Below are 19398 nucleotides of genomic sequence, written 5' to 3' on the forward strand. Positions count from 1 at the left end.
ACCCGCGCTAAGCCGACCACCTGACGCCCGTCGGCGCCTTGCTGTTAGCGTGCCGCGCACTGTTCACCCTCCGCCCCTGGGAGTCCGCCATGACTGAGATGCCCACGCCCGAAACCCTCGAGTTTGCTTGGCTCGCCTCCACCGGCAGCGCCCCCGTGCTCGGGCCGGCCGATGGGGTGGTCCAACCGGAACTCGCTCCGGGGGACGCGCCGCTGTGTGGTTGCCCAGAAGCGTAGCGGACCCGTTCTGCTCGGGGTCGTACGCGCACAGCCAGTGCAGATGCAGGGCGGACAGTTCCCAGACGAGTTCGGGGTGATGGTGCCAGAACGGAGGGATCACGCTGGCGGGCAGCCCGTAGGTGTGGCGCAGCCAGTGTACCCACCGGTTCAGCTCCAGCCACTCGATCTCTGCCTCATGCGCGGTCAGCAGATTCCAGTTCACCGGGTGTGGCGGCTCGGCCACCCCGGCGTCATCAGACCCGCCGTCCACGTCGTCCTCGGGTTCGGGCTCGTCGGTATCAAGATCAGTGTCGAGGTCTGGGTCGAACTCGTCAGGGGTGTCGATCATGATCGTGCTCCTGATTCACCGGCTGATCGCGTGGCTGCGGTTGGTGGCAGGCCGGGACGGCGGCTCGAACTCCGGGGCGCGTGTGGGTGGTTCACGGCGGGCGCGTTCGACGGTGTAGGTGGAGCGTGCGGTGTCGTGGCCGATCTTCTTGGCGACGAACTTCTCCCCGGTCATCGTCTGCCCGTCGCGGATGTACTCGTCCCGGTCGAGATAGCCTTCGGCGACGAAGCTGTCGCCCTTGGCGAAGCGTTCGTAGGCGCGCTCGGCGGTCTTGCCATGGATCACCAGATCGTGGAACGTCGCCTCCAGCTCCTCGAACTCACCCGGCCCCGTCGCCCGGTAGTGCCGCTGCCCGAACCGGGCCTTGCCACTGTCGGCGATCTTCAACTGCGGATCGGATGCGATGAACCCTGAAATCGACTGCTGCGTGCGGATAGCCATCGGACTGTCCTCCTGACCTGTCTCGCGACCCCGCGTGCCGGGGTCGCTCTTGCCAGGCAGGTACGCGCGGCGCCCCTATGAGTCGGAGGGGCTCTGTTGCAGCAGCTTCTCGACCTCGGCGCGGTCGGCGCGCAGGCGTGCGGCGTCGGGGCGGGTGATCCAGGTCCGCATCCGGGTGACGATCGGCGGCGCGGCGCGCAGGAGGACGAGGGCTGTCCCGAACGGGAGTGTCCTGATCGCGTCGGGTGGGAGGATGGGCACCCGGCGGATCGACCTCTGCGCGGAGCGGGAGCCGTGATCGCCGATGGTGGTGGAGTCGGTGATTTCGTCGCGTTCTCCGATGAGGGTGGTGAGGTCGTGCAAGTCTTTCGAGTTCGAGGCGCCGCCGAGGATGATCTTCACGATGGAGGCGTCCCAGATCGCGCGCGGCGTTCTCTGGCACAGCGCGCGCGGCCGCTAGCTCTGTCCACCCGGACCGCCTACGAGCAGGACTGGCGGCTTCGAATCGTGCCCCACTGGGGAACTGAACGGGATGTGACGACCATCACTCACGACGAGGTGTGGCAGTGGCGCCAGGGCCCGCTGGGTGCTGAGCGCCGCCGCGACCGGTCGACGTTGGCCTTGTTCAGTGAGTTGTTGGCTAAGGCGGCGCATTGGGGGTGGATCGACAAGAACCCCGCCGCCGGCGTGGGTATCCCGCGACAGACGAAGGCGATGGAGCAGCGTCACGTGTTCGACCTGGACGATGTACGACGCTATCTGCAGGCCGCCGAACCCCAGCACGTGGCGATGTTGGCCACGGTGGCCCTGGGCGGGTTGAGATCCGCTGAAGTCCGGGGTCTGCGTCGGATGGACCTCGACCTCGAGGGGCGGCGGATCCTGGTGCGCCAGGCGATCGAGCATGGCAAGGACGGCGATGCCTACCGCGTGGGTGTGAAGGTTCCCAAGACGTCGGCCGGCATCCGCTCGCTGCCGATGTCGACGACGTTGGTGACGATCCTGCGGGATCACCTCACGTTGCATCCGAGGTCGCCGGAGCAGCTCGTGTTCACCGTCGCGGATGGCAAGCCGATGGGGCCGGCTGAGGCAGACCGTCGTCATAACAGGGCGCTGGCCAACATGGGGTTGCGGACCCCGGAGGCGGAGCGGCGCCGATTGTGGCGGAAGGGTCTGCCGGTGCCGACGGAGGACCACATCACGCTGCACGACCTGCGTGCTTCGTACGCCGCGTGGCTCTTCAGCGAGGGGTACACGATCGCGGAAGTCATGCTCTTGCTGGGGTGGAGCGACTCGCGGATGGCGCTTGAGGTCTACAGCCGCGTCTTCCCACGCCGGGTCGAGAGCGTCGGTCCCAAGCAGGACGAAGCGCTCAAGGGCCTCACGGTCGTCGTGGCATGAGGCCCCCGATCGCCTCTCTACGTGTAAAGGCTCCCTTGACGAGGGCAGGATGTAAAGGTAGTCTTTACACATGGAGATCCGCGGTTCGGCGCGCAAGCACGGGATCACGGATGCAGAGATCGAACATGCTTGGCACCACGCCATAAGGCTCGTCGAGTATGAATACAACGGTCAGGAACGCCTGTTGGTGATCGGGCCTGACCAGCACGGACGCTTGCTGGAACTCGTTGCTGTGCCTGCAGATGAACCGACTCGGATCATCCACGCTGATCGACTACGACCGAAGTTCTACGACTACCTGAGGTGAGGTGAACGCCATGACCATCAAGACACACAATGACTCGACCGGGCTGGACCAGCTAGACGTCCGTACGAACCCAGCCCGCGACGCCGCGCACTTCCGCCGGATTCTCGCTGCCCGGAAGGCGGTGGCGGAGGCCGAACAGGAACTGCGAGAAGCAGTACACGAGGCCCGCGAGGCCGGCGACTCCTGGACCGTTATCGGGGCCGCGCTCGACACAACCCGTCAGGCTGCCTATCAGCGCTTCGGTCGCGACTGAACCGTCGCAGTTCAAATGGCCCCTCTCACGCTGGGTGTCGGCCGTGGGGGTTCATAGGGGTATGAGCGAGAGGATCCTTGATGAGCACCCGTAACACCTCAGCCCCCACACCGAGAGCGGGCGCGCGCGGTGGGCCTCCCTGAATGAAGCCGCTGAGTACATTCGTGTTCATCCCAAGACCTTGACCCGACGCTTCAGCGACGGTTCCCTGATCCGGTACCGAGTTGGACGCCGGGTGATGGTCGATTTGGACGAGCTGGACGAACTCGTGGTCGCGAGCGCCGGCGGCCTCAAGACCCTGGCCGGGTGACCGCATTGCGGGCGTCGGCTTCGTGGGCACAGACCCTCGAGGTGGGGCGCTTGTTGTCCCAATGTAGTGCCGCTCCCCAGTATTGGGGTTTGTGGCTCATCACAATCCACGGTGTAGTTGAGGCCTGAACCGCCGGTCTCGAAGATAGATCGGGCGGTTCATCCCGCGCAAGGCAAGTCCATCCGCAGCATGGCCACGGAGATAGGTCTCCTCGACTTCTATCGGCAGGCTTATCAGGCTTATCAACAGGCCAGCGGCGTCGCGCGCTCCGAGGGGTGGTCGATTGAAGCCCACGCGATGGAACGGTGCCTCAACGTCCTACGCGGCCTGCACCTCATCTCGAGCCTCTCGCTCAGCAGGGGCGGCAACGTACAGCTCGGAACTGCATGGGGCGACCAGTTCTACTCACTGATCGGCACCGCCTTCCGCCTCCTCGACACCGATGAGCGAGCGGTCTCCTCGGCGCTTTCCTGGCTCAAGGAGTCGGAGACCGTGGAGACAGCCTGATCTCGCACTCGGCTTCGTGACGTGGAAAGGGGGAGTTGTGCCCGCTCATCGGCATTATGAGCGCGAGAGCCGGCTCATGGCTCTCGGCTGTCGCGGGCGGTTCTTGAGGCTAACCGAGCCCGCGAGGGTGGTGTGGTCAGGGGCTACAAGCAGCAGCAGTTCGGGTCGCGGGACAGAGCGGATCGGGACGCTGTGCGCGTGGAGGAGGAGAAGTGCCAGAGCCGGTTGTGTGGTGCCGGGAGTCCGCGAATCGTCTGGCTGGTAGCACACTCGCAGCACGGCGCTGCCTTCTCCTCGGTAAGCTCCTAGTCAGCAGCGTTTAGACAGGGGTTCGAGTCCCCTATGCTCCACCATGTGAGGCTTACTCGAAACCGCACCTGCTGCAGAGGCGGTGAAGAGTGAGCTCCAGGCCGTTGTCGCCACTGTTGAGTAGTCAGCAAAGAGACCGCCCTTCGGGGCGGTCTCTTTGTCTTTGGTGGGGATGGTGCCCTGTCCGAGGGCGAACGCGGCGGCGAAGTGCCGCCGGATGGCGTCCTGGTCGAGGCCGAGGGTTGCGGCCTGGTAGGCGGCTTCGGCGGCGAACAGTTCGCCGTGTGGCGCGGTGAGGCGAGAGCCGATGACGTCCTCATCGGTGATGTAGATCGCGCCGAACACGGCCTGGTTGAGGCGGCGGCGGACTTCGTCGGTGGTGTCCTTGTACAGCTCATGCGGATTCTCCAGCAGGCTGAGTTGGGCGTCGAGGAACCGTGCCCCGGCGGTGAGGTCGACGGTGACGGCGTCGCGCTGGGTGACGAGGCGTTCGCGTTCCTGCCCGATCTTCCGGAGCCTGGCCTTGATCTTGGCAGACGCGACGGTGCCGTCGGCGGCGAGGTCGAGCAGGTTCTCTTCCTGCACGTCGAGCGCGGCCAGTTGACTGTCGAGCTGCTTCTTGAGGAGCCGCTGGGCTTCGTCGGCGTCGCCGACGGTGTCGGCCATGAGCGCACGGAACGCGCGGAGGAACTCCGGGCTGTGCTTCTTGGTCGTGTAGTGGCGCTCGAAACCGATGCCGCTACATGGCCGAAAGATACGATCAGCGACCTCGTCTACTACCTCGTCATCGACACCCAAGTAGAAGGCGCCAGTCTCGATGCCGTGTACTCCGCCCTCGTGGACTGGTCGCTCGGCCTCTCGATCCCCGTGCTTGTCGGTCCCGTGCCCCCGCCCGCCTCGGAGGCGACAGCGGACAAGCTGCTGGGCACCGTGAACGGCCCGTGGCATCTGCGCAACGCCGACGCGGTGGGGTTCTGGCTCGCACACGAAGGAGCCCTCAGCCAGCACCGCAAGAGACTGCTCGGTGCGTCCGCGCCCGATTGAGCTGCAACTAGCTCTCCTGGCGCAGCTGCGGTAGCGGAATCTCGAGGCTCCGGGGCGCCGTTACTCGTTGTTCTCTGATGCTGTTGAGGAGCTGCTTGCCTGCGATCCGTTGCCCCTCGCAGGGGGCGGTGGGGGCGGTGGCGTGTACTCGCCTGATCCGATACCGCGTTCGGTGAGCCGACGTGTGGTCTCGTTGCTGCCCGATCCCTGCTGCCCGTTGCCGTCGGTCATGAGACGATCCTCCGCTTGTTCTGCTTGGCCTGTTCCTCGCGGGCTGCGATGCGCCCGCTCTTGATCCACGAGACGACGTCCTTGTCGCCGACGACGATCCAAACGCCCGTGTCGGTGAGAGCATCGCCGAAGTCGCCGTCCGCGGTCATCTCGTACTGCTGGTCGATGTAGAGCTGGTGCTGCTCCGGGTAGGCGGCCGCGAGCGATCCGTGCGTCAGCCATCCGCCGATCCACTGCCCGTTCTCGCGTTGGATCTTCACCCAGGCGGCGTCCTTGTTGTCGCGGTTCGCTTTCTCCCACGGTGACGCGATGTCGATGTATCCGTGGCGGGAGGTCATCCACGGGAGCCAGTCGAGCTTCCTGTCCACCCAGGCGCTTGCCCGCTGCACACCCGTCCAGGCGCCGCGGATCCATGCCGGACTGTTCTCAGCGGACGGCTCCACCCGGACGTCACGACGATAGACGATCAGCGCGATCAGAGCGGGGATCAGCGCGAAGAACACCGTCACAACCCCACCGACGGCGCGAGGGTCGCTGACGACGAGCGTGTCCGCTTCTGATCCCGGGGCGATGCCGTCGAATAGCCAGCCGCCGAAGAGCATCAGGTACACACCCGCGAGGACGACGGAGAACACAAAGCTGCGCGCCAGCACTAGACCGGGGTTGCGTTCTCCTGGGCGTTCTCCTCGAAGCCAGTGCCTCACACCCGAGAAGATGATGCCGGGCAACGCCAGCACGATCACGGCGGCGACGGCGAAGCTGTTGCTCGGGATGTCGCCCATGATCTACCTCTCAGCGGCTCGGCACGTGGTCAACGCTCACCGTACCGCGGTACGGAACCTCGGCTGATCCTCTCGATCAACCATGCTTGGCACGTGTGATCACGACGGGGATGCTGGTGGTTTCTTCGCGATCGCCGCGCGGAGCATGACGAGACTTACGATCAGGCCGAGCGCGATAGTGATGACCGACCCCTCGATACCGACCTCGCCGCCTGACAGCCATTCGGGGCCTTGGAGGCGGGCGACGAGCAGGCCCGGTTCTGTGGGCACGCCGGAGACGTTGAGCCCGAAGATCGCGGTTTGCGTGAAATTCCAGGCGGCGTGTATGCCGATTGCCAGCCAGAGGCGTCGTGTCAGGAGGTACGCGGCGCCGAAGAGGAGCCCGGCTTGGAGCGCGACGCCGACGGCGCCGAGCAGTGACGAGTGAGGGTTGCCGAGGTGGAGGAGACCGAAGGCGAGCGAGGTGATGGCGAGCGCTGCGGCGGTGCCGAGTTTGCCGATGAGGACGCGGAGCAGGATGCCGCGCATGACGACCTCTTCCCCGAAGGCGCTACCGAGGCCGAGGAGGATTCCTGTGAGGAGCCCGCGCCCGACGGTGACGTCGGTTATCTCGTAGGCGCCTACGCCGAGGAGCAGTAGGACGGTGATGGTGACGATGCCGGCGCCGATGGCCCCTCCGTATGCGAGCTCGCGGATCGCGCCCTGGCGTTCGAGTTCGTAGACGGGTCTGCCTGCGATCCTGGTCGCCACGAACCACATGACGAGGATGGCCGCCGCGACCTGGAGCACCATGCCGATGGGCTGACCCGGCCACGGCGTGGAGAGCGCGTCGTCCCAGGACTGCGCGCCCTGGAGTCCGTAAGCGATCCCCACTTGTGTGATTCCGGCGACGGAGGCGGCGAGAAGGCCGAGCGGGACGCCAACCGCGAGTTGAACCCAGGGTCGCTCGCCCAGTGCCCGCAATGGCAGCTCGCGGCCGCGGCGTCCATCAGCTGCCGTCGTTGAGCGCTGCATGCCTGCTCCGATCGTCGGTTGTTGTCGGTTCGTGACTCGGACTCTTGACTCAGACTACAAATACTGTCAGTATCCAGATACCCCTAGTCTTTGATTGCGGGTAACCCGAATCCGTATGACTTGCCCGGCAGTGACGGGGCAAGGTCTGTGACCGCAGAGGGGAGGTGGAACCGATGAAGAACGTGACCGTGCGCCGTGCCGAGAAGGTCGAGGCGACTGTGTGGTGGATCATCGTCTGATGCTCCCGACGGGCGGAGCGCATGCGTGTATTCCGCCGGGCCGCCAGCGCTCTCGACTGCTGGCGGCCCACTCTTCTGTACCCGAGAGAAGCAAGGAGCATTCCGTGGCCACGTCGCCCTCTCGTCCTCGACTCAAGCCGATCTACCCCGCGTACCGGCTGGACGACCGCGTCTTCCGGATCGGTGCGCAACTGGGCATCACCGCGGAGTTCGACGACCCCGAGCATCAGCTCTGGTCGCTTGTCGCCGCCCTCGACGGCCGCCCGCTGCCCGATGTCGTTCAGGCCGTGCAGCGGGAGTTCCCTGAGCTGACGGAGCAGGACGTCCTCGACGGGATCACTCTCCTCGACCAGGAAGGGTTCCTTGAGGAGAGCTTCCCCGGTGCCGAGTCGGGTGTTGGCGCCCGTTACCGAGCTAACGTCAACTACTTCAGCCGCTTCATCGGCATGGACGGCGATCGGTTCGCTCCGCAACGGCGGATCAGCGCATCGAACATCCTCCTTCTCGGGCTCGGCGGGGGTGGCTCGAACATCCTGACCCTGCTGGCAGGCCTCGGCCCGGCGTCCGTCACGATCGTCGACCACGACGTTGTCGAGGAGGGCAATCTGGGCCGGCAGCTGCTGTACCGGGAGGCCGACGTGGGTCGGTCGAAGGCTCTCGCCGCAGCGGACGCGATCGCGCAGATGAACTCTGACATCCGGATCGATGCCCGTCAGCAGCGCATCGACTCGGTCGAAGACGTCGCTGCGCTTTTGGCCGGCAAGGATCTCGTCATCTCTGCGATCGACGAGCCGCCGTTCGTGGCTCAGCGGATCGTGAACAAGGCGATCGTAGGGGCGGGCATCCCGTGCGTGTTCGCCGCGTCCCAGGTGAGCCGCGGGCGTGTCTTCACGGTCGTGCCGGGACAGACCGGATGCTTCGACTGCCTGAATGTCCACTACTCGCAGCGGGACCCGCAGTTCGTGTCGCAGTTCGCCGCGTTCAGCGAGCTGGGCTTCGACCCGCCGTCCATCGCATATGGGCCGTCCATCTTCATCCTCACGGCGACGATCGTCGACGAGGCGATCCGCGTCCTGACCGGCTACGCCCCACCGCGATCCCTCGGGACCCAGTTCGAGGTCAACTTCGAGGACGGCTCCGCGTTCGCGCATCCGTCCTGGCCCCGCCTACCGGAGGACTGCCCGACATGCGGCACCGGCGACCCCTCCACCTGGGAAGTCTTCGGGCACTACCTCCAGCAGGTCTGATCGTGGCCGGAACGCCAGAGGTCACCGTGCAGCTGAAGCCCGTGCAGATCCGTGAGCTTCGCGATGGCATGTGGGTGGCGGTCGCCGAGGACTCGGAGCCTCTCGTGGTCACCGAGGCGGTGGCGAAGGCGTTGCGCGATCCGGGCGGCATCGAGGTCGATTCCACCCTCGGTCCACTGGCCGAAACGCTCTCGGATGCCGGTTTCACAGACGGCTCCGCCGACGTGTCGCTGCGACCTCCGAGCGCACCGGTCAGTGCCGGTTGGAGAGCGGCGCGAGCATCGCTGTGGGCGCTCGGCGCGGCCCTTTCCACCACCTCGGCCGCGCTTCTGCTGCAGGGTGGCGTGCCGACCGGCGCGGATGCGATCTCGGCCGGCCCGCATCCGCTGCTCGCCGCGACTGTCGCGGTAGGTGTCGCGATCGTCACGGCGGTGCCTCATGAGCTTGCGCATGTGGTGTTCGGCCGGGCGTTCGGGCGCCGGCGCGGCTCCGTCCGGGTGAGGGTGCGCCGGGCATCTGCGACGACGAATCTGACGCACGTGTGGGCCTGGCCGGCGTCTCCACGGCTGGCGGCGGTGTCCGCGGGGATCGTCGTCGACCTCGCGTTCCTGACCGTAGCGCTCGTATTGCGCGGCACGACCGGAGCGTGGGTGGCGACCGTCGCGGTGACCGTCATGGTCATGCGGATCGTGTGGCAGCTGCGGTTCCACCGGAACTGCGACGGGCGACACATCGCGAAGATGCTCATCGACAACCCCACGATCAATACCGATACCAGGCGGGCACTCACCGCGAGGCTGTGGACGCCCGCGCCGCGTTCGGCTTGGTTGTGGTCGGCGGTCGTCGCTGTCGGCGTGCTCGCCGAGCTCGCGCTGTTCGCGGTGTGGTTCGCCCCTGCGGTACTACGTCTGCTGGGCGTACTCTGACTGGTCGCTGGCGTCGTAGAGCGTCTGCGCCAGTGACAGCACAGCCGTCTTGTAGAGCTCTGGCTTGACGTTCTCAGGGTCAAACAATCCCAACGCGGACAGTCCCAGGTCGAGGGCCGTCAGGATGCGGAACTGGTCGCCGGGGGGGATGCGCGCGAACCTGCTGTCGGTCGGGATCGGGGACGCGCCAGCCGGGATGTCATCGGCCGGGGAGATGAACTCGAGGAACTTGGCTGTGAGGTGCTCGTCCCGCAGCGCGTAGGGGATGAAGTCGAACAGCAGCCGCGCGTAGCTGGAGCGGTCGCCGCTCTTGGCGGTGAGTACCCAGATGTCGCACCAGGCTTCGAGCCGCTCATAGTCGTTGCTGGCGCGATCGAGGATCGCGTGGAAGTCCTGCGCTTCCTGCGAGAGCGTCTGCCGATACCGGATCACCTCCAGGATCAACTCGCCCTTGTTGCGGAAGTTCGAGTAGACCGCGCCCTTGGTCAGCCCGGCCTCCAGCGCCACGTCATCAAGGGACGCGCCAGCGACGCCGCGAGTGGCGAAGATGCGCTCGGCCGCCTCAAGCAGCAGCACCCTGTTGTGCTGCTGCTGCTGATCGCGGTTCATCCGTGCCATGAACTCCATTGTAAAGCAGGCCGATCAGGCGCCCCTGAGCCTCGCCGACCCATTGACCCCGATTTCAGATACTGCTAGTATCTGAGTATGACGAGTGCAACGCCACGCGCCGACGCGCTCTCGCTGGATCAGGTCACTAAGACCTACAAGCGAGGGGGTGTTGCGGCGAACCAAGCCATCAGCCTGACGTTCCGGCCGGGTGAGTTGGTCGCGCTCATCGGGCACAACGGGGCGGGCAAGACCACGCTCCTCAACCAGATCATCGGGACGGTGAAACCCACCTCCGGCGACATCCGCTACGGCGCGTCATCCCTCGTTGCCGCGCCGGACCTTGCTCGTCGGGTCGCGGCGATGATGCCGCAGATGTACGCGCCGCTGACGGGTGTGACGCCGTTGCAGGCGATCACGTCGATCGCCCGGCTAAGGGGCCTGCCCGCGGCGGATGCGAAGCGGGCCGCGCTCGACCTGATCGACTCGCTCGACATCGGCGAGTGGAAGGACACCGGCGGTGAGAAGCTCTCCGGTGGCCTGCGCCGGCTGACGTCCTACGCGATGGCCGTGGTCGCGCCCCCGCCGGTGCTGCTGGTCGACGAGCCCACCAACGACGTCGATCCGGTCCGCCGTCCGCTCATCTGGCGGCATCTGCGCCGTCTCGCCGACGCCGGCCACACGGTCGTGGTCGTCACGCACAACCTCCTCGAGGTTCAGCGTGCCGCCGACCGGTATGTGCTGCTGCAGAAGGGTGCCGTTCTCGTCGACAGCACGCCGAGGCAACTGGCCCGGCAGGCTCGAACCGCCACGCTCACCGTGTCCGTACGTCCAGGCACGGAGATCCCTTCGACCCCACCCGCCACAGCGCACTCCGTCGACGAAGACGGGCAGCTCACGCTCGACCTGGAACCCGCGCAGATTCCGGCCGCGATCGAGTGGGTACTCCAGCTGGTCGCCACAGGTGCAGCGGACAGCTACGCGCTCGCCCCGGCATCACTCGAGACCCTCTACGAAGGGATCACCAATGGCCGTTGACGCTCTCACGACACCGACGCTCGCCGTGCCTCGCAAACGCGCCTGGCTGGTCAGCTGGTGGGGCCTTGTCCGGTGGAGCCTGACGCGCCACAAGTACCTGCTGCCGGCCTTCACCGCCGTGCAGGCACTGTTCGCCGTCGCGATCGTCTACGGCCTCGCGCTGATGATCCCCGACGTCGACCAGGAAGCTGCCCGTTACCTCTCTTCCGGCGCGTGGACGCTCGGGATCATCGCCGTCGGCTGCGTGCTCGCCCCGCAGATCATGAGCACCTCGAAGCAGGAAGGGCTCCTGGACTACCAGAAGACCCTCCCGGTGCCGCGCTCGGCGATCCTCCTCGCCGACGCCGTCGTCTGGAGCCTTGCAGCGCTGCCCGGGATCGCCATCGGCATGCTCGCCGCGTTCCTGCGCTTCGGCCTCGACATCCACATCGACCTGTTCACCATCGCCGCGATCCTCGGAGCACAGTTCACCGCGGTCAGCATCGGATATGCCATCGCGCTCTGGCTGCCCACCGGTGCAACCTCCCTCGCGACCCAGGTCATCATGATCGGCGGTCTGCTGTTCTCACCGATCACGTTCCCCGCCGAACGCCTCCCCGAATGGGCCGTCACCCTCCACCAGTTCCTCCCGTTCACACCCCTCGGCGACATCATCCGCGAAGCCACCTTCCACGCCGGCGAAAGCCAAGTTCTGAACATCATCGTCGTCGCCGCATGGGCAGGGGCGGCATATCTCGCCGCGTATCTCGCGCTGCGCAAGAGGCGGTAGCGATGACGACAACCCAACCGACCCTCCAGATCAGCCAACTCACCAAGACCATCGCCGGCCGGGAGATCCTCACGTCCTGCGACCTCGCGGTCACACCGGGCGAGATCTGCGCGATCATCGGACCCAACGGCGCGGGGAAGACGACTCTGTTCAAGACCATCGCCGGCCTGACGTTCCCCACCTCGGGAACCATCACGATCCTCGGGCACACGCTCTCGGACACCACCCGCGACGGCCTCCTGTCACGCATCGGCGCGACCATCGAAGCGCCCGAGTTCCACCCCGCCGCCACCGCGCGCACCGTCCTCGACCTGCACTTCGACCTTCTCGGGATCACCCCACCCGCACCCGTGGACGAGCTTCTCGAGCGGGTCGGCCTCACCGCCGCCGCCGATACGCCCGTCGCCTCGTTCTCCCTCGGCATGAAACAACGCCTCGCCCTGGCGCGCGCCATCGGGCACCGCCCCGAGCTTGTCGTGCTCGACGAACCAGCCAACGGCCTGGACCCGACCGGCATCGCCGACCTCCGCGAACTGCTCGCGTCCCTCGCGGAACACGGCACCGCCATCGTGATCGCCAGTCACATCCTCACCGAACTCGAACGCACCGCCCACACCGTCGCCGTCCTCACCGACGGACGACTCGGCCCAAAGAAAGACATCCGAACCGTCCTCGACAGCACCGACGGCGGACTCGAAGCCTTCTACCGAGACAGTGTCGCAGGAGGCTTCCGATGACCCGGCTCCTCCGGCTTGAACTCAACCGATACCGCCACACCTCGCTGTTTGTCTCGCTGACAGCCGCAGGCTCGCTCCTCGCGGCACTCTACTTCTTCGCCGTCGTCGGACGACTCGACGATAGCCCCGACAGCGCCATGCTCCGCAGCTACGAAGCCGTCATCCCACTCGCACTCACCGTCGCACTCTGCGTGCTCGTCGTCTACGGCTCCGTCATCTACGCCCGCCGCATCGTCGCCGACTACATCGGGAACCGCCGGATCGCCCTCTACAGCTATCCCGGCGGACGCGGCCCGCTCTTCCAGGCCAAGAACACCGCCTACGCCCTCGTCATCGCAGCGGCGAGCCTCGTCGGATACGGCGCCGCCGTCAGCGTATTCCTCCTCACCGAGTCCTTCACGCCCATCGTCAGCGACGTCCACGACGGCGCGCTCTGGCTGACCGCACTGCTCTCGACGAGCTGCGTTGTACTTCTCACTGTCAGCATCACCGCCATCGCAGGCGCGATCGGCATCTGGCGACGCTCCACGATCGCCACCATCGTCGCCGCGATCATCCTCATCGCACTCCTCGGCAACGCCGTCGCCGTCTCCCTCAACGGCACCCCCTGGCTCACCTGGCTCGCAACCGCCGCCAGCATCGCAATCGCCGTCGTCATGCTCGGCATCCAGACACGCAGAATCCGCGTCGACGAAGTCCTCTGAGCCTCTGGACCGATCTGCTGAGGTTTGTCAACGTCGTCAACTGTCGCCGCTATACCCGAGCCGGAGGTGCTGCTCAGCGACCATCGGGTCGGCGTGGAAGCGCCGCAGCAGGTCGACCCGCTCGTCGAACTCGATGCTGCTCTCAAGGTTGATGGTCTCCCCGGTAGTGCGAAGCACGCCGTACGCGAAGTAGAACGTGGCCGATGCGCTGCCGATCTTGCGTGCCTCGATCCAGCCGATGACCGTCGAGCCCAGGCGTACCTCCCATCGGGGAGGCTCGCTCTTGCGCTTGGTGGCCGGCGTAGTCGACGATATGAAATGAGGAGCCGCGCCCCGGCAGAGAACTCGTGGTTCTCGATGCCGGGACGGGCTCCTTTGTTTGTTGTTGTCGCGCCTACGCGGGCGGGGCGATGCGAGCGATGCGGTTGTCGCCGTTGCGCTCTTGGCGCCTGACCGCCCAGAAGGCGGCGTCGGCGTACGTCTCGTGCTCGTCCGGGTGGCGTTCCCAAGGGCTGCCCGCGGTGAGCCGGAGCTCGACGTGATGCGGGCCAGGCCGTTGTAGCGCGTCCAGCAGCTCCTCCGGTACGTCTCCGACCGCGAGGGTGGAGCCGACATCGCCGACCAGCAGCACGTCGCCGTGCAGCGCCGGGAGGTGCCGTGCGCCGGGATCCCACTACCAGCGCAGCGATGAGGCACGGAGGTTCAGCGGCAGGCCGTTGTAGCGGTCGTGCGCGTCGAGCCACATCGTCACCTGCTGCGAGGCGATGTCCACCGGGATGACCATGTCGGCCAGCCGCTGGATGTCCCTGAACCCGGCGATCTGCCGAACCTCGAGGGGCTGGTCGATGATGCACGGGATGAGCAGCGCGGTCGTCACGATGCGTCCCCTTCGATCTCGCTCGAGGTACCGGCCTGCTTGGCAAGGCGAACGATGCGCACGTGCTCGACAGGCTGCCACTCGTCGATCAGCGAGATCGCCTGCGCAACCGCCTGGTGGTAGCTCGGGAAGTGCGCCGGGACGGGGTGCCACCGGCTGCCCCCGGGGACGCGGAGTTCGATCCCGTGCCCGTGAGGATGCAGCAAGCTGGCAGCCAGATCCTCGGGAACATCGCTCGTCTCGCCTCGGCGGTCGGAAGCGCCGACCAGGATGGCGTCGCCGAGGAGAACGCTCCGTGCCCGACGTGCTGCCGGTACCCACAGCCACCACAGCAGAGTCGCTCTCGCGTTGACAGGCAGCAGGCGCAGCCACCCCTCCTCGTTGATGAAGAGGGTCGCTTCGGCCTCCGGCAGGTCGACAGCCTCGATGTTCCTGCCGACGGTGGCCCGGTAGTCGTCCAGCGCGTGGACGTCCCGACGTTCCGGGGGGTGTTCCTGGTCGGCGGGGATGAAGACGCCTTGCGGCATGGTGCACCTCCTTGATGCGAGCGGCCGGCGATCCGGGATGGATCGCCAGTGAGACCGCTGAGCAGCAACGAGGCGTGTGAGTTGGGGGAGCGCCCCGGAGGAGACCTCGATCAGTCTCGACTCCGGGGCACTCCCCGCAGGTGGTGACTCAGCTCGCCCTCGCCTCGTCCGCAGTGCGGGACGTGCGAGACGCGGCCTTGCCGCGCCGGATGCGTGCCTGCTTCACAGGCGGCTCCGACTCGTCCGCCGTCTCCGCCGGCTCCTCCGCAGGCGTTTCGGCCTGCTCGGGTTCGCCGGGCTCCGTCTGGTCGTTCTGCTCGCTGTCGTCGGGCAGATCGGCCTGGTCCGGGTCGAGGTCGGTGTCCTCATCGGACTCCGCCTCCTCCACGCTCTCCGACGCGTCGGCGGCATCGGTGCCGAGAACAGCAGCGATGGCCTGACGACGGTGCTCGGCATCGCGCTCGGCCGAGCGGCGCCGCTGCTCGACCTCCTGATCGATCTCGGCGCGGACGCGATCGGCGCGCTCCTTGAGCGACGGATCGGTCTTGGCGCGTTCGACCCAGTGCTCCAGCGCCAACCGGGTCTCCTCGGTGACGCTGCGGTCGTTCAGCTGGGCGAGCACGTCCAGCTGGGCGCGGATGCTCTCACGCATCCGCACGGACAGCGGTCGGATCTCGTCGTACGACGAGGCACCGGAGTTCGGGGCGTAGCCGCCCGCCTCCCCGGTGAGGGACATCTGGCTCATGGCGAGCCACCTCCTTGATGGGAGCGGCCGAGAACCCCTTTCGGGTTCTCTCGTAAGCCGCAGGCCACCAACGAGGCAGGGCGTCCCGGGACGGCAGAGCACCGGGACTGGAGCCTGTTATACGCGATCGGTTCGCGCCGTCAACCGTCACACCGAAACGTTGTGAAAAGCACGACAACACCGTGCCGCGGGGTGATGACCTCGAACACATGGACGATGACGAGCGCGCCACAGCGGAAGTCAACCGGCTCTGGGGCCAGCGGCGGGAAACGAGCATGGAGCCCCAGGGCAAGGTGTCGATCAGGCAAGCGCGCTGTCGCTTCGTCGTCGCGGTACTCCCGCCTCATCAAGCGTTCGAGCAACGACGCGCTCCGTCGCCCCGACCAACGTAGCGATACGCTTCACCGCCATGCCCGAGCGTGCCGCGTCCAGGACCCGATCCCGTGTCTGGTCGTCCAGCACGACCAATCTGACTGCGCGTGTCGGAACACCTGCGCGGTGGAGGTGTTCCGACACCGTCGTGCGGTGGACACCGAACCGCCGAGCGAGCGCGTAGACCGAGTCGCCCTTCTTGTACGCCTCGAGGAGCTCCGCGATCTGCGTCTCCGTCAGCCGGACTTGCTTCTGGAGGCTCCGTTCGTTTCGATTCCCCGTAGGTGTCTGGCACCGGCGGGCGTCCCCGATGAGCGCCAACGCCGTGTTTTCGCCACCCCTGAGATTCGAGTAGTTTCCCAGGGTTTCCACAGCAGAACTCCCTAGTCAAACGCCTTTGACTAGGGAGTTTACTTGTTCCACCTTGGACCCAAGTGCCCTCAGAGGGACAAAGCAGAGCTTTGAGATCGCACGTTCATCGCACGCGCCAGCGGCGCTCTGGCGGGGTTCCTACTCGCATGAGACGGTTTGGATACATCCGACGCCTGCCGAGCAAGCGGTATCAGGCGAGCTTCACGCATCCGGACGATCCGGGCAGGAGGGTGGTTGCTCCGACGACTTTCACCCACAAGAGCGATGTGGACCACTGGCTGGGACTCCAGGAGCGCGCCATTGAGCGAGGGAGTGGCTTGCGCCCGAGGAAGTCGAGGCCCGACGGCCGAAGGTGCGAACTCTTCAGGAAACCTATGACCGGTTCCTGGCCCAGCGCCCGCGGCCGCTGGCCCTGTCCACGCTGACCGCGTATGAGCAAGACTGGCGTCTGCGGATCGTTCCCCACTGGGGGGCCGAGCGTGACGTGAAGACCATCACCCACGACGACGTGTGGCAATGGCGCCAGGGCCCGCTGGGTGCTGAGCGCCGCCGCGACCGGTCGTCGTTGGCGCTGTTCAGTGAGTTGTTGGCTAAGGCGGCGCATTGGGGGTGGATCGACAAGAACCCCGCCGCCGGCGTGGGTATCCCGCGACAGACGAAGGCGATGGAGCAGCGTCACGTGTTCGACCTGGACGATGTACGACGCTATCTGCAGGCCGCCGAACCCCAGCACGTGGCGATGTTGGCCACGGTGGCCCTGGGCGGGTTGAGATCCGCTGAAGTCCGGGGTCTGCGTCGGATGGACCTCGACCTCGAGGGGCGGCGGATCCTGGTGCGCCAGGCGATCGAGCATGGCAAGGACGGCGATGCCTACCGCGTGGGTGTGAAGGTTCCCAAGACGTCGGCCGGCATCCGCTCGCTGCCGATGTCGACGACGTTGGTGACGATCCTGCGGGATCACCTCACGTTGCATCCGAGGTCGCCGGAGCAGCTCGTGTTCACCGTCGCGGATGGCAAGCCGATGGGGCCGGCTGAGGCAGACCGTCGTCATAACAGGGCGCTGGCCAACATGGGGTTGCGGACCCCGGAGGCGGAGCGGCGCCGATTGTGGCGGAAGGGTCTGCCGGTGCCGACGGAGGACCACATCACGCTGCACGACCTGCGTGCTTCGTACGCCGCGTGGCTCTTCAGCGAGGGGTACACGATCGCGGAAGTCATGCTCTTGCTGGGGTGGAGCGACTCGCGGATGGCGCTTGAGGTCTACAGCCGCGTCTTCCCACGCCGGGTCGAGAGCGTCGGTCCCAAGCAGGACGAAGCGCTCAAGGGCCTCACGGTCGTCGTGGCATGAGGCCCCCGATCGCCTCTCTACGTGTAAAGGCTCCCTTGACGAGGGCAGGATGTAAAGGTAGTCTTTACACATGGAGATCCGCGGTTCGGCGCGCAAGCACGGGATCACGGATGCAGAGATCGAACATGCTTGGCACCACGCCATAAGGCTCGTCGAGTATGAATACAACGGTCAGGAACGCCTGTTGGTGATCGGGCCTGACCAGCACGGACGCTTGCTGGAACTCGTTGCTGTGCCTGCAGATGAACCGACTCGGATCATCCACGCTGATCGACTACGACCGAAGTTCTACGACTACCTGAGGTGAGGTGAACGCCATGACCATCAAGACACACAATGACTCGACCGGGCTGGACCAGCTAGACGTCCGTACGAACCCAGCCCGCGACGCCGCGCACTTCCGCCGGATTCTCGCTGCCCGGAAGGCGGTGGCGGAGGCCGAACAGGAACTGCGAGAAGCAGTACACGAGGCCCGCGAGGCCGGCGACTCCTGGACCGTTATCGGGGCCGCGCTCGACACAACCCGTCAGGCTGCCTATCAGCGCTTCGGTCGCGACTGAACCGTCGCAGTTCAAATGGCCCCTCTCACGCTGGGTGTCGGCCGTGGGGGTTCATAGGGGTATGAGCGAGAGGATCCTTGATGAGCACCCGTAACACCTCAGCCCCCACACCGAGAGCGGGCGCGCGCGGTGGGCCTCCCTGAATGAAGCCGCTGAGTACATTCGTGTTCATCCCAAGACCTTGACCCGACGCTTCAGCGACGGTTCCCTGATCCGGTACCGAGTTGGACGCCGGGTGATGGTCGATTTGGACGAGCTGGACGAACTCGTGGTCGCGAGCGCCGGCGGCCTCAAGACCCTGGCCGGGTGACCGCATTGCGGGCGTCGGCTTCGTGGGCACAGACCCTCGAGGTGGGGCGCTTGTTGTCCCAATGTAGTGCCGCTCCCCAGTATTGGGGTTTGTGGCTCATCACAATCCACGGTGTAGTTGAGGCCTGAACCGCCGGTCTCGAAGATAGATCGGGCGGTTCATCCCGCGCAAGGCAAGTCCATCCGCAGCATGGCCACGGAGATAGGTCTCCTCGACTTCTATCGGCAGGCTTATCAGGCTTATCAACAGGCCAGCGGCGTCGCGCGCTCCGAGGGGTGGTCGATTGAAGCCCACGCGATGGAACGGTGCCTCAACGTCCTACGCGGCCTGCACCTCATCTCGAGCCTCTCGCTCAGCAGGGGCGGCAACGTACAGCTCGGAACTGCATGGGGCGACCAGTTCTACTCACTGATCGGCACCGCCTTCCGCCTCCTCGACACCGATGAGCGAGCGGTCTCCTCGGCGCTTTCCTGGCTCAAGGAGTCGGAGACCGTGGAGACAGCCTGATCTCGCACTCGGCTTCGTGACGTGGAAAGGGGGAGTTGTGCCCGCTCATCGGCATTATGAGCGCGAGAGCCGGCTCATGGCTCTCGGCTGTCGCGGGCGGTTCTTGAGGCTAACCGAGCCCGCGAGGGTGGTGTGGTCAGGGGCTACAAGCAGCAGCAGTTCGGGTCGCGGGACAGAGCGGATCGGGACGCTGTGCGCGTGGAGGAGGAGAAGTGCCAGAGCCGGTTGTGTGGTGCCGGGAGTCCGCGAATCGTCTGGCTGGTAGCACACTCGCAGCACGGCGCTGCCTTCTCCTCGGTAAGCTCCTAGTCAGCAGCGTTTAGACAGGGGTTCGAGTCCCCTATGCTCCAC

General features: G+C 66.2%; 30 protein-coding genes. 17 read left to right on the forward strand and 13 right to left on the reverse strand.

Annotated elements, in window-relative coordinates; all coding sequences use genetic code 11:
* Window positions 1–63 precede the first annotated feature (63 nt).
* The 3 genes from H5398_RS17455 to H5398_RS13360 all read right to left on the reverse strand — a co-directional run bounded on the left by H5398_RS17455 (window position 64) and on the right by H5398_RS13360 (window position 1452).
* Complete coding sequence (locus tag H5398_RS17455; RefSeq protein WP_255443724.1) at window positions 64–567, reverse strand: hypothetical protein; 504 nt, start codon at window positions 565–567, stop codon at window positions 64–66.
* 15 nt (window positions 568–582) lie between these two features.
* Entirely contained in the window at window positions 583–1008 is a 426-nt protein-coding gene (locus H5398_RS13355; protein ID WP_182800325.1) for a single-stranded DNA-binding protein, read from the reverse strand.
* 75 nt (window positions 1009–1083) lie between these two features.
* Window positions 1084–1452, reverse strand: a complete 369-nt coding sequence (locus H5398_RS13360) for a TraM recognition domain-containing protein (protein ID WP_182800357.1) — start codon at window positions 1450–1452, stop codon at window positions 1084–1086.
* Window positions 1453–1542: 90 nt separating this feature from the next.
* Between H5398_RS13360 and H5398_RS13365 the strand changes: the two genes are divergently transcribed.
* From H5398_RS13365 to H5398_RS13385, 5 genes are all read left to right on the forward strand, one after another.
* Window positions 1543–2406 carry a site-specific integrase gene (locus H5398_RS13365; RefSeq protein ID WP_182800326.1) on the forward strand — a complete coding sequence of 288 codons (864 nt, stop codon included), beginning with the start codon at window positions 1543–1545 and terminating at the stop codon, window positions 2404–2406.
* A gap of 70 nt (window positions 2407–2476) precedes the next feature.
* Entirely contained in the window at window positions 2477–2713 is a 237-nt protein-coding gene (locus H5398_RS13370; protein ID WP_182800327.1) for a BrnT family toxin, read from the forward strand.
* Between the two features lie 10 nt (window positions 2714–2723).
* Window positions 2724–2966 (forward strand): hypothetical protein, encoded by a 243-nt coding sequence (locus tag H5398_RS13375; RefSeq protein ID WP_182781068.1) that lies wholly within the window; start codon window positions 2724–2726, stop codon window positions 2964–2966.
* 139 nt (window positions 2967–3105) lie between these two features.
* Window positions 3106–3276: a helix-turn-helix domain-containing protein gene (locus H5398_RS13380; protein WP_182800358.1), complete on the forward strand. Its 171-nt coding sequence runs from the start codon at window positions 3106–3108 to the stop codon at window positions 3274–3276.
* A gap of 189 nt (window positions 3277–3465) precedes the next feature.
* Window positions 3466–3783, forward strand: coding sequence for a hypothetical protein (locus tag H5398_RS13385; RefSeq protein ID WP_182800328.1), 318 nt, complete (start codon window positions 3466–3468; stop codon window positions 3781–3783).
* Window positions 3784–4092: 309 nt separating this feature from the next.
* Here H5398_RS13385 and H5398_RS13390 read toward each other — a convergent pair whose 3' ends face one another.
* On the reverse strand, window positions 4093–4758 hold the full coding sequence (locus H5398_RS13390; RefSeq protein WP_182800329.1) for a hypothetical protein: 666 nt from the start codon (window positions 4756–4758) through the stop codon (window positions 4093–4095).
* Window positions 4759–4809: 51 nt separating this feature from the next.
* Here H5398_RS13390 and H5398_RS13395 point away from each other — a divergent pair, with 51 nt between their 5' ends.
* Window positions 4810–5136 carry a hypothetical protein gene (locus H5398_RS13395; protein ID WP_182800330.1) on the forward strand — a complete coding sequence of 109 codons (327 nt, stop codon included), beginning with the start codon at window positions 4810–4812 and terminating at the stop codon, window positions 5134–5136.
* A 227-nt stretch (window positions 5137–5363) separates the two neighbouring features.
* On the opposite strand, the gene H5398_RS13400 is transcribed toward H5398_RS13395, so the two are convergent.
* On the reverse strand, window positions 5364–6149 hold the full coding sequence (locus H5398_RS13400) for a DUF6338 family protein (RefSeq protein ID WP_182800331.1): 786 nt from the start codon (window positions 6147–6149) through the stop codon (window positions 5364–5366).
* Between the two features lie 99 nt (window positions 6150–6248).
* The gene (locus H5398_RS13405; protein ID WP_182800332.1) at window positions 6249–7163 is read right to left on the reverse strand and encodes a CPBP family intramembrane glutamic endopeptidase; all 915 of its coding nucleotides are present in this window, start codon (window positions 7161–7163) and stop codon (window positions 6249–6251) included.
* Window positions 7164–7506: 343 nt separating this feature from the next.
* On the opposite strand from H5398_RS13405, the gene H5398_RS13410 reads away from it, so the two are divergent.
* Both H5398_RS13410 and H5398_RS13415 read left to right on the forward strand, forming a co-directional pair.
* Complete coding sequence (locus H5398_RS13410) at window positions 7507–8649, forward strand: ThiF family adenylyltransferase (RefSeq protein WP_220489444.1); 1143 nt, start codon at window positions 7507–7509, stop codon at window positions 8647–8649.
* Between the two features lie 2 nt (window positions 8650–8651).
* Window positions 8652–9575, forward strand: coding sequence for a hypothetical protein (locus H5398_RS13415; protein ID WP_182800333.1), 924 nt, complete (start codon window positions 8652–8654; stop codon window positions 9573–9575).
* On the opposite strand, the gene H5398_RS13420 is transcribed toward H5398_RS13415, so the two are convergent.
* Window positions 9552–10193, reverse strand: a complete 642-nt coding sequence (locus H5398_RS13420; RefSeq protein WP_182800334.1) for a TetR/AcrR family transcriptional regulator — start codon at window positions 10191–10193, stop codon at window positions 9552–9554. The genes H5398_RS13415 and H5398_RS13420 overlap by 24 nt on opposite strands.
* 87 nt (window positions 10194–10280) lie before the next feature.
* Here H5398_RS13420 and H5398_RS13425 point away from each other — a divergent pair, with 87 nt between their 5' ends.
* From H5398_RS13425 to H5398_RS13440, 4 genes are read left to right on the forward strand one after another with little or no spacing between them, the layout of a single operon-like run.
* Entirely contained in the window at window positions 10281–11219 is a 939-nt protein-coding gene (locus tag H5398_RS13425; protein WP_182800335.1) for an ABC transporter ATP-binding protein, read from the forward strand.
* Window positions 11209–11988 (forward strand): ABC transporter permease, encoded by a 780-nt coding sequence (locus tag H5398_RS13430; RefSeq protein ID WP_182800336.1) that lies wholly within the window; start codon window positions 11209–11211, stop codon window positions 11986–11988. The genes H5398_RS13425 and H5398_RS13430 overlap by 11 nt, the downstream gene beginning before the upstream one ends.
* Before the next feature lie 2 nt (window positions 11989–11990).
* Window positions 11991–12725 (forward strand): ABC transporter ATP-binding protein, encoded by a 735-nt coding sequence (locus H5398_RS13435; RefSeq protein WP_182800337.1) that lies wholly within the window; start codon window positions 11991–11993, stop codon window positions 12723–12725.
* The gene (locus tag H5398_RS13440) at window positions 12722–13429 is read left to right on the forward strand and encodes a hypothetical protein (RefSeq protein WP_182800338.1); all 708 of its coding nucleotides are present in this window, start codon (window positions 12722–12724) and stop codon (window positions 13427–13429) included. Before H5398_RS13435 ends, H5398_RS13440 begins: the two co-directional genes overlap by 4 nt.
* 36 nt (window positions 13430–13465) lie before the next feature.
* On the opposite strand, the gene H5398_RS13445 is transcribed toward H5398_RS13440, so the two are convergent.
* The 6 genes from H5398_RS13445 to H5398_RS13470 form a co-directional block, all read right to left on the reverse strand.
* A complete protein-coding gene (locus H5398_RS13445) occupies window positions 13466–13606 on the reverse strand; it encodes a hypothetical protein (RefSeq protein ID WP_182800339.1) in 141 nt (46 codons plus the stop codon).
* 217 nt (window positions 13607–13823) lie between these two features.
* Window positions 13824–14060 (reverse strand): hypothetical protein, encoded by a 237-nt coding sequence (locus H5398_RS13450; RefSeq protein ID WP_182800340.1) that lies wholly within the window; start codon window positions 14058–14060, stop codon window positions 13824–13826.
* Between the two features lie 42 nt (window positions 14061–14102).
* Window positions 14103–14306 (reverse strand): hypothetical protein, encoded by a 204-nt coding sequence (locus H5398_RS13455; RefSeq protein WP_182800341.1) that lies wholly within the window; start codon window positions 14304–14306, stop codon window positions 14103–14105.
* A complete protein-coding gene (locus tag H5398_RS13460) occupies window positions 14303–14833 on the reverse strand; it encodes a DUF3846 domain-containing protein (RefSeq protein WP_182800342.1) in 531 nt (176 codons plus the stop codon). Before H5398_RS13460 ends, H5398_RS13455 begins: the two co-directional genes overlap by 4 nt.
* A 148-nt stretch (window positions 14834–14981) precedes the next feature.
* The gene (locus tag H5398_RS13465) at window positions 14982–15578 is read right to left on the reverse strand and encodes a hypothetical protein (protein ID WP_182800343.1); all 597 of its coding nucleotides are present in this window, start codon (window positions 15576–15578) and stop codon (window positions 14982–14984) included.
* A gap of 300 nt (window positions 15579–15878) precedes the next feature.
* Entirely contained in the window at window positions 15879–16322 is a 444-nt protein-coding gene (locus tag H5398_RS13470; RefSeq protein ID WP_182800344.1) for a helix-turn-helix domain-containing protein, read from the reverse strand.
* A 352-nt stretch (window positions 16323–16674) separates the two neighbouring features.
* Between H5398_RS13470 and H5398_RS13475 the strand changes: the two genes are divergently transcribed.
* From H5398_RS13475 to H5398_RS13495, 5 genes are all read left to right on the forward strand, one after another.
* Window positions 16675–17670: a tyrosine-type recombinase/integrase gene (locus H5398_RS13475; protein WP_182800345.1), complete on the forward strand. Its 996-nt coding sequence runs from the start codon at window positions 16675–16677 to the stop codon at window positions 17668–17670.
* Window positions 17671–17740: 70 nt separating this feature from the next.
* Complete coding sequence (locus tag H5398_RS13480; RefSeq protein WP_182800327.1) at window positions 17741–17977, forward strand: BrnT family toxin; 237 nt, start codon at window positions 17741–17743, stop codon at window positions 17975–17977.
* A gap of 10 nt (window positions 17978–17987) precedes the next feature.
* Complete coding sequence (locus H5398_RS13485; RefSeq protein WP_182781068.1) at window positions 17988–18230, forward strand: hypothetical protein; 243 nt, start codon at window positions 17988–17990, stop codon at window positions 18228–18230.
* Window positions 18231–18369: 139 nt separating this feature from the next.
* Complete coding sequence (locus H5398_RS13490; RefSeq protein ID WP_182800358.1) at window positions 18370–18540, forward strand: helix-turn-helix domain-containing protein; 171 nt, start codon at window positions 18370–18372, stop codon at window positions 18538–18540.
* Between the two features lie 189 nt (window positions 18541–18729).
* Window positions 18730–19047, forward strand: a complete 318-nt coding sequence (locus H5398_RS13495; RefSeq protein WP_182800328.1) for a hypothetical protein — start codon at window positions 18730–18732, stop codon at window positions 19045–19047.
* Window positions 19048–19398: the final 351 nt, after the last annotated feature.

The organism is Tessaracoccus sp. MC1679 (genome assembly GCF_014164775.1).
Taxonomy (GTDB): Bacteria; Actinomycetota; Actinomycetes; order Propionibacteriales; family Propionibacteriaceae; genus Arachnia.

Bases quoted from the DNA above. Each gene is read 5' to 3' on its own strand.
- H5398_RS13355 (WP_182800325.1), bottom strand. From the start codon at position 1,008: ATGGCTATCCGCACGCAGCAGTCGATTTCAGGGTTCATCGCATCCGAT.
- H5398_RS13400 (WP_182800331.1), bottom strand. From the start codon at position 6,149: ATGGGCGACATCCCGAGCAACAGCTTCGCCGTCGCCGCCGTGATCGTG.
- H5398_RS13390 (WP_182800329.1), bottom strand. From the start codon at position 4,758: ATGGCCGACACCGTCGGCGACGCCGACGAAGCCCAGCGGCTCCTCAAG.
- H5398_RS13435 (WP_182800337.1), top strand. From the start codon at position 11,991: ATGACGACAACCCAACCGACCCTCCAGATCAGCCAACTCACCAAGACC.
- H5398_RS13465 (WP_182800343.1), bottom strand. From the start codon at position 15,578: ATGAGCCAGATGTCCCTCACCGGGGAGGCGGGCGGCTACGCCCCGAAC.
- H5398_RS13375 (WP_182781068.1), top strand. From the start codon at position 2,724: ATGACCATCAAGACACACAATGACTCGACCGGGCTGGACCAGCTAGAC.
- H5398_RS13440 (WP_182800338.1), top strand. From the start codon at position 12,722: ATGACCCGGCTCCTCCGGCTTGAACTCAACCGATACCGCCACACCTCG.
- H5398_RS13385 (WP_182800328.1), top strand. From the start codon at position 3,466: ATGGCCACGGAGATAGGTCTCCTCGACTTCTATCGGCAGGCTTATCAG.
- H5398_RS13430 (WP_182800336.1), top strand. From the start codon at position 11,209: ATGGCCGTTGACGCTCTCACGACACCGACGCTCGCCGTGCCTCGCAAA.
- H5398_RS13485 (WP_182781068.1), top strand. From the start codon at position 17,988: ATGACCATCAAGACACACAATGACTCGACCGGGCTGGACCAGCTAGAC.
- H5398_RS17455 (WP_255443724.1), bottom strand. From the start codon at position 567: ATGATCGACACCCCTGACGAGTTCGACCCAGACCTCGACACTGATCTT.
- H5398_RS13370 (WP_182800327.1), top strand. From the start codon at position 2,477: ATGGAGATCCGCGGTTCGGCGCGCAAGCACGGGATCACGGATGCAGAG.
- H5398_RS13495 (WP_182800328.1), top strand. From the start codon at position 18,730: ATGGCCACGGAGATAGGTCTCCTCGACTTCTATCGGCAGGCTTATCAG.
- H5398_RS13480 (WP_182800327.1), top strand. From the start codon at position 17,741: ATGGAGATCCGCGGTTCGGCGCGCAAGCACGGGATCACGGATGCAGAG.
- H5398_RS13420 (WP_182800334.1), bottom strand. From the start codon at position 10,193: ATGGCACGGATGAACCGCGATCAGCAGCAGCAGCACAACAGGGTGCTG.
- H5398_RS13405 (WP_182800332.1), bottom strand. From the start codon at position 7,163: ATGCAGCGCTCAACGACGGCAGCTGATGGACGCCGCGGCCGCGAGCTG.
- H5398_RS13460 (WP_182800342.1), bottom strand. From the start codon at position 14,833: ATGCCGCAAGGCGTCTTCATCCCCGCCGACCAGGAACACCCCCCGGAA.
- H5398_RS13425 (WP_182800335.1), top strand. From the start codon at position 10,281: ATGACGAGTGCAACGCCACGCGCCGACGCGCTCTCGCTGGATCAGGTC.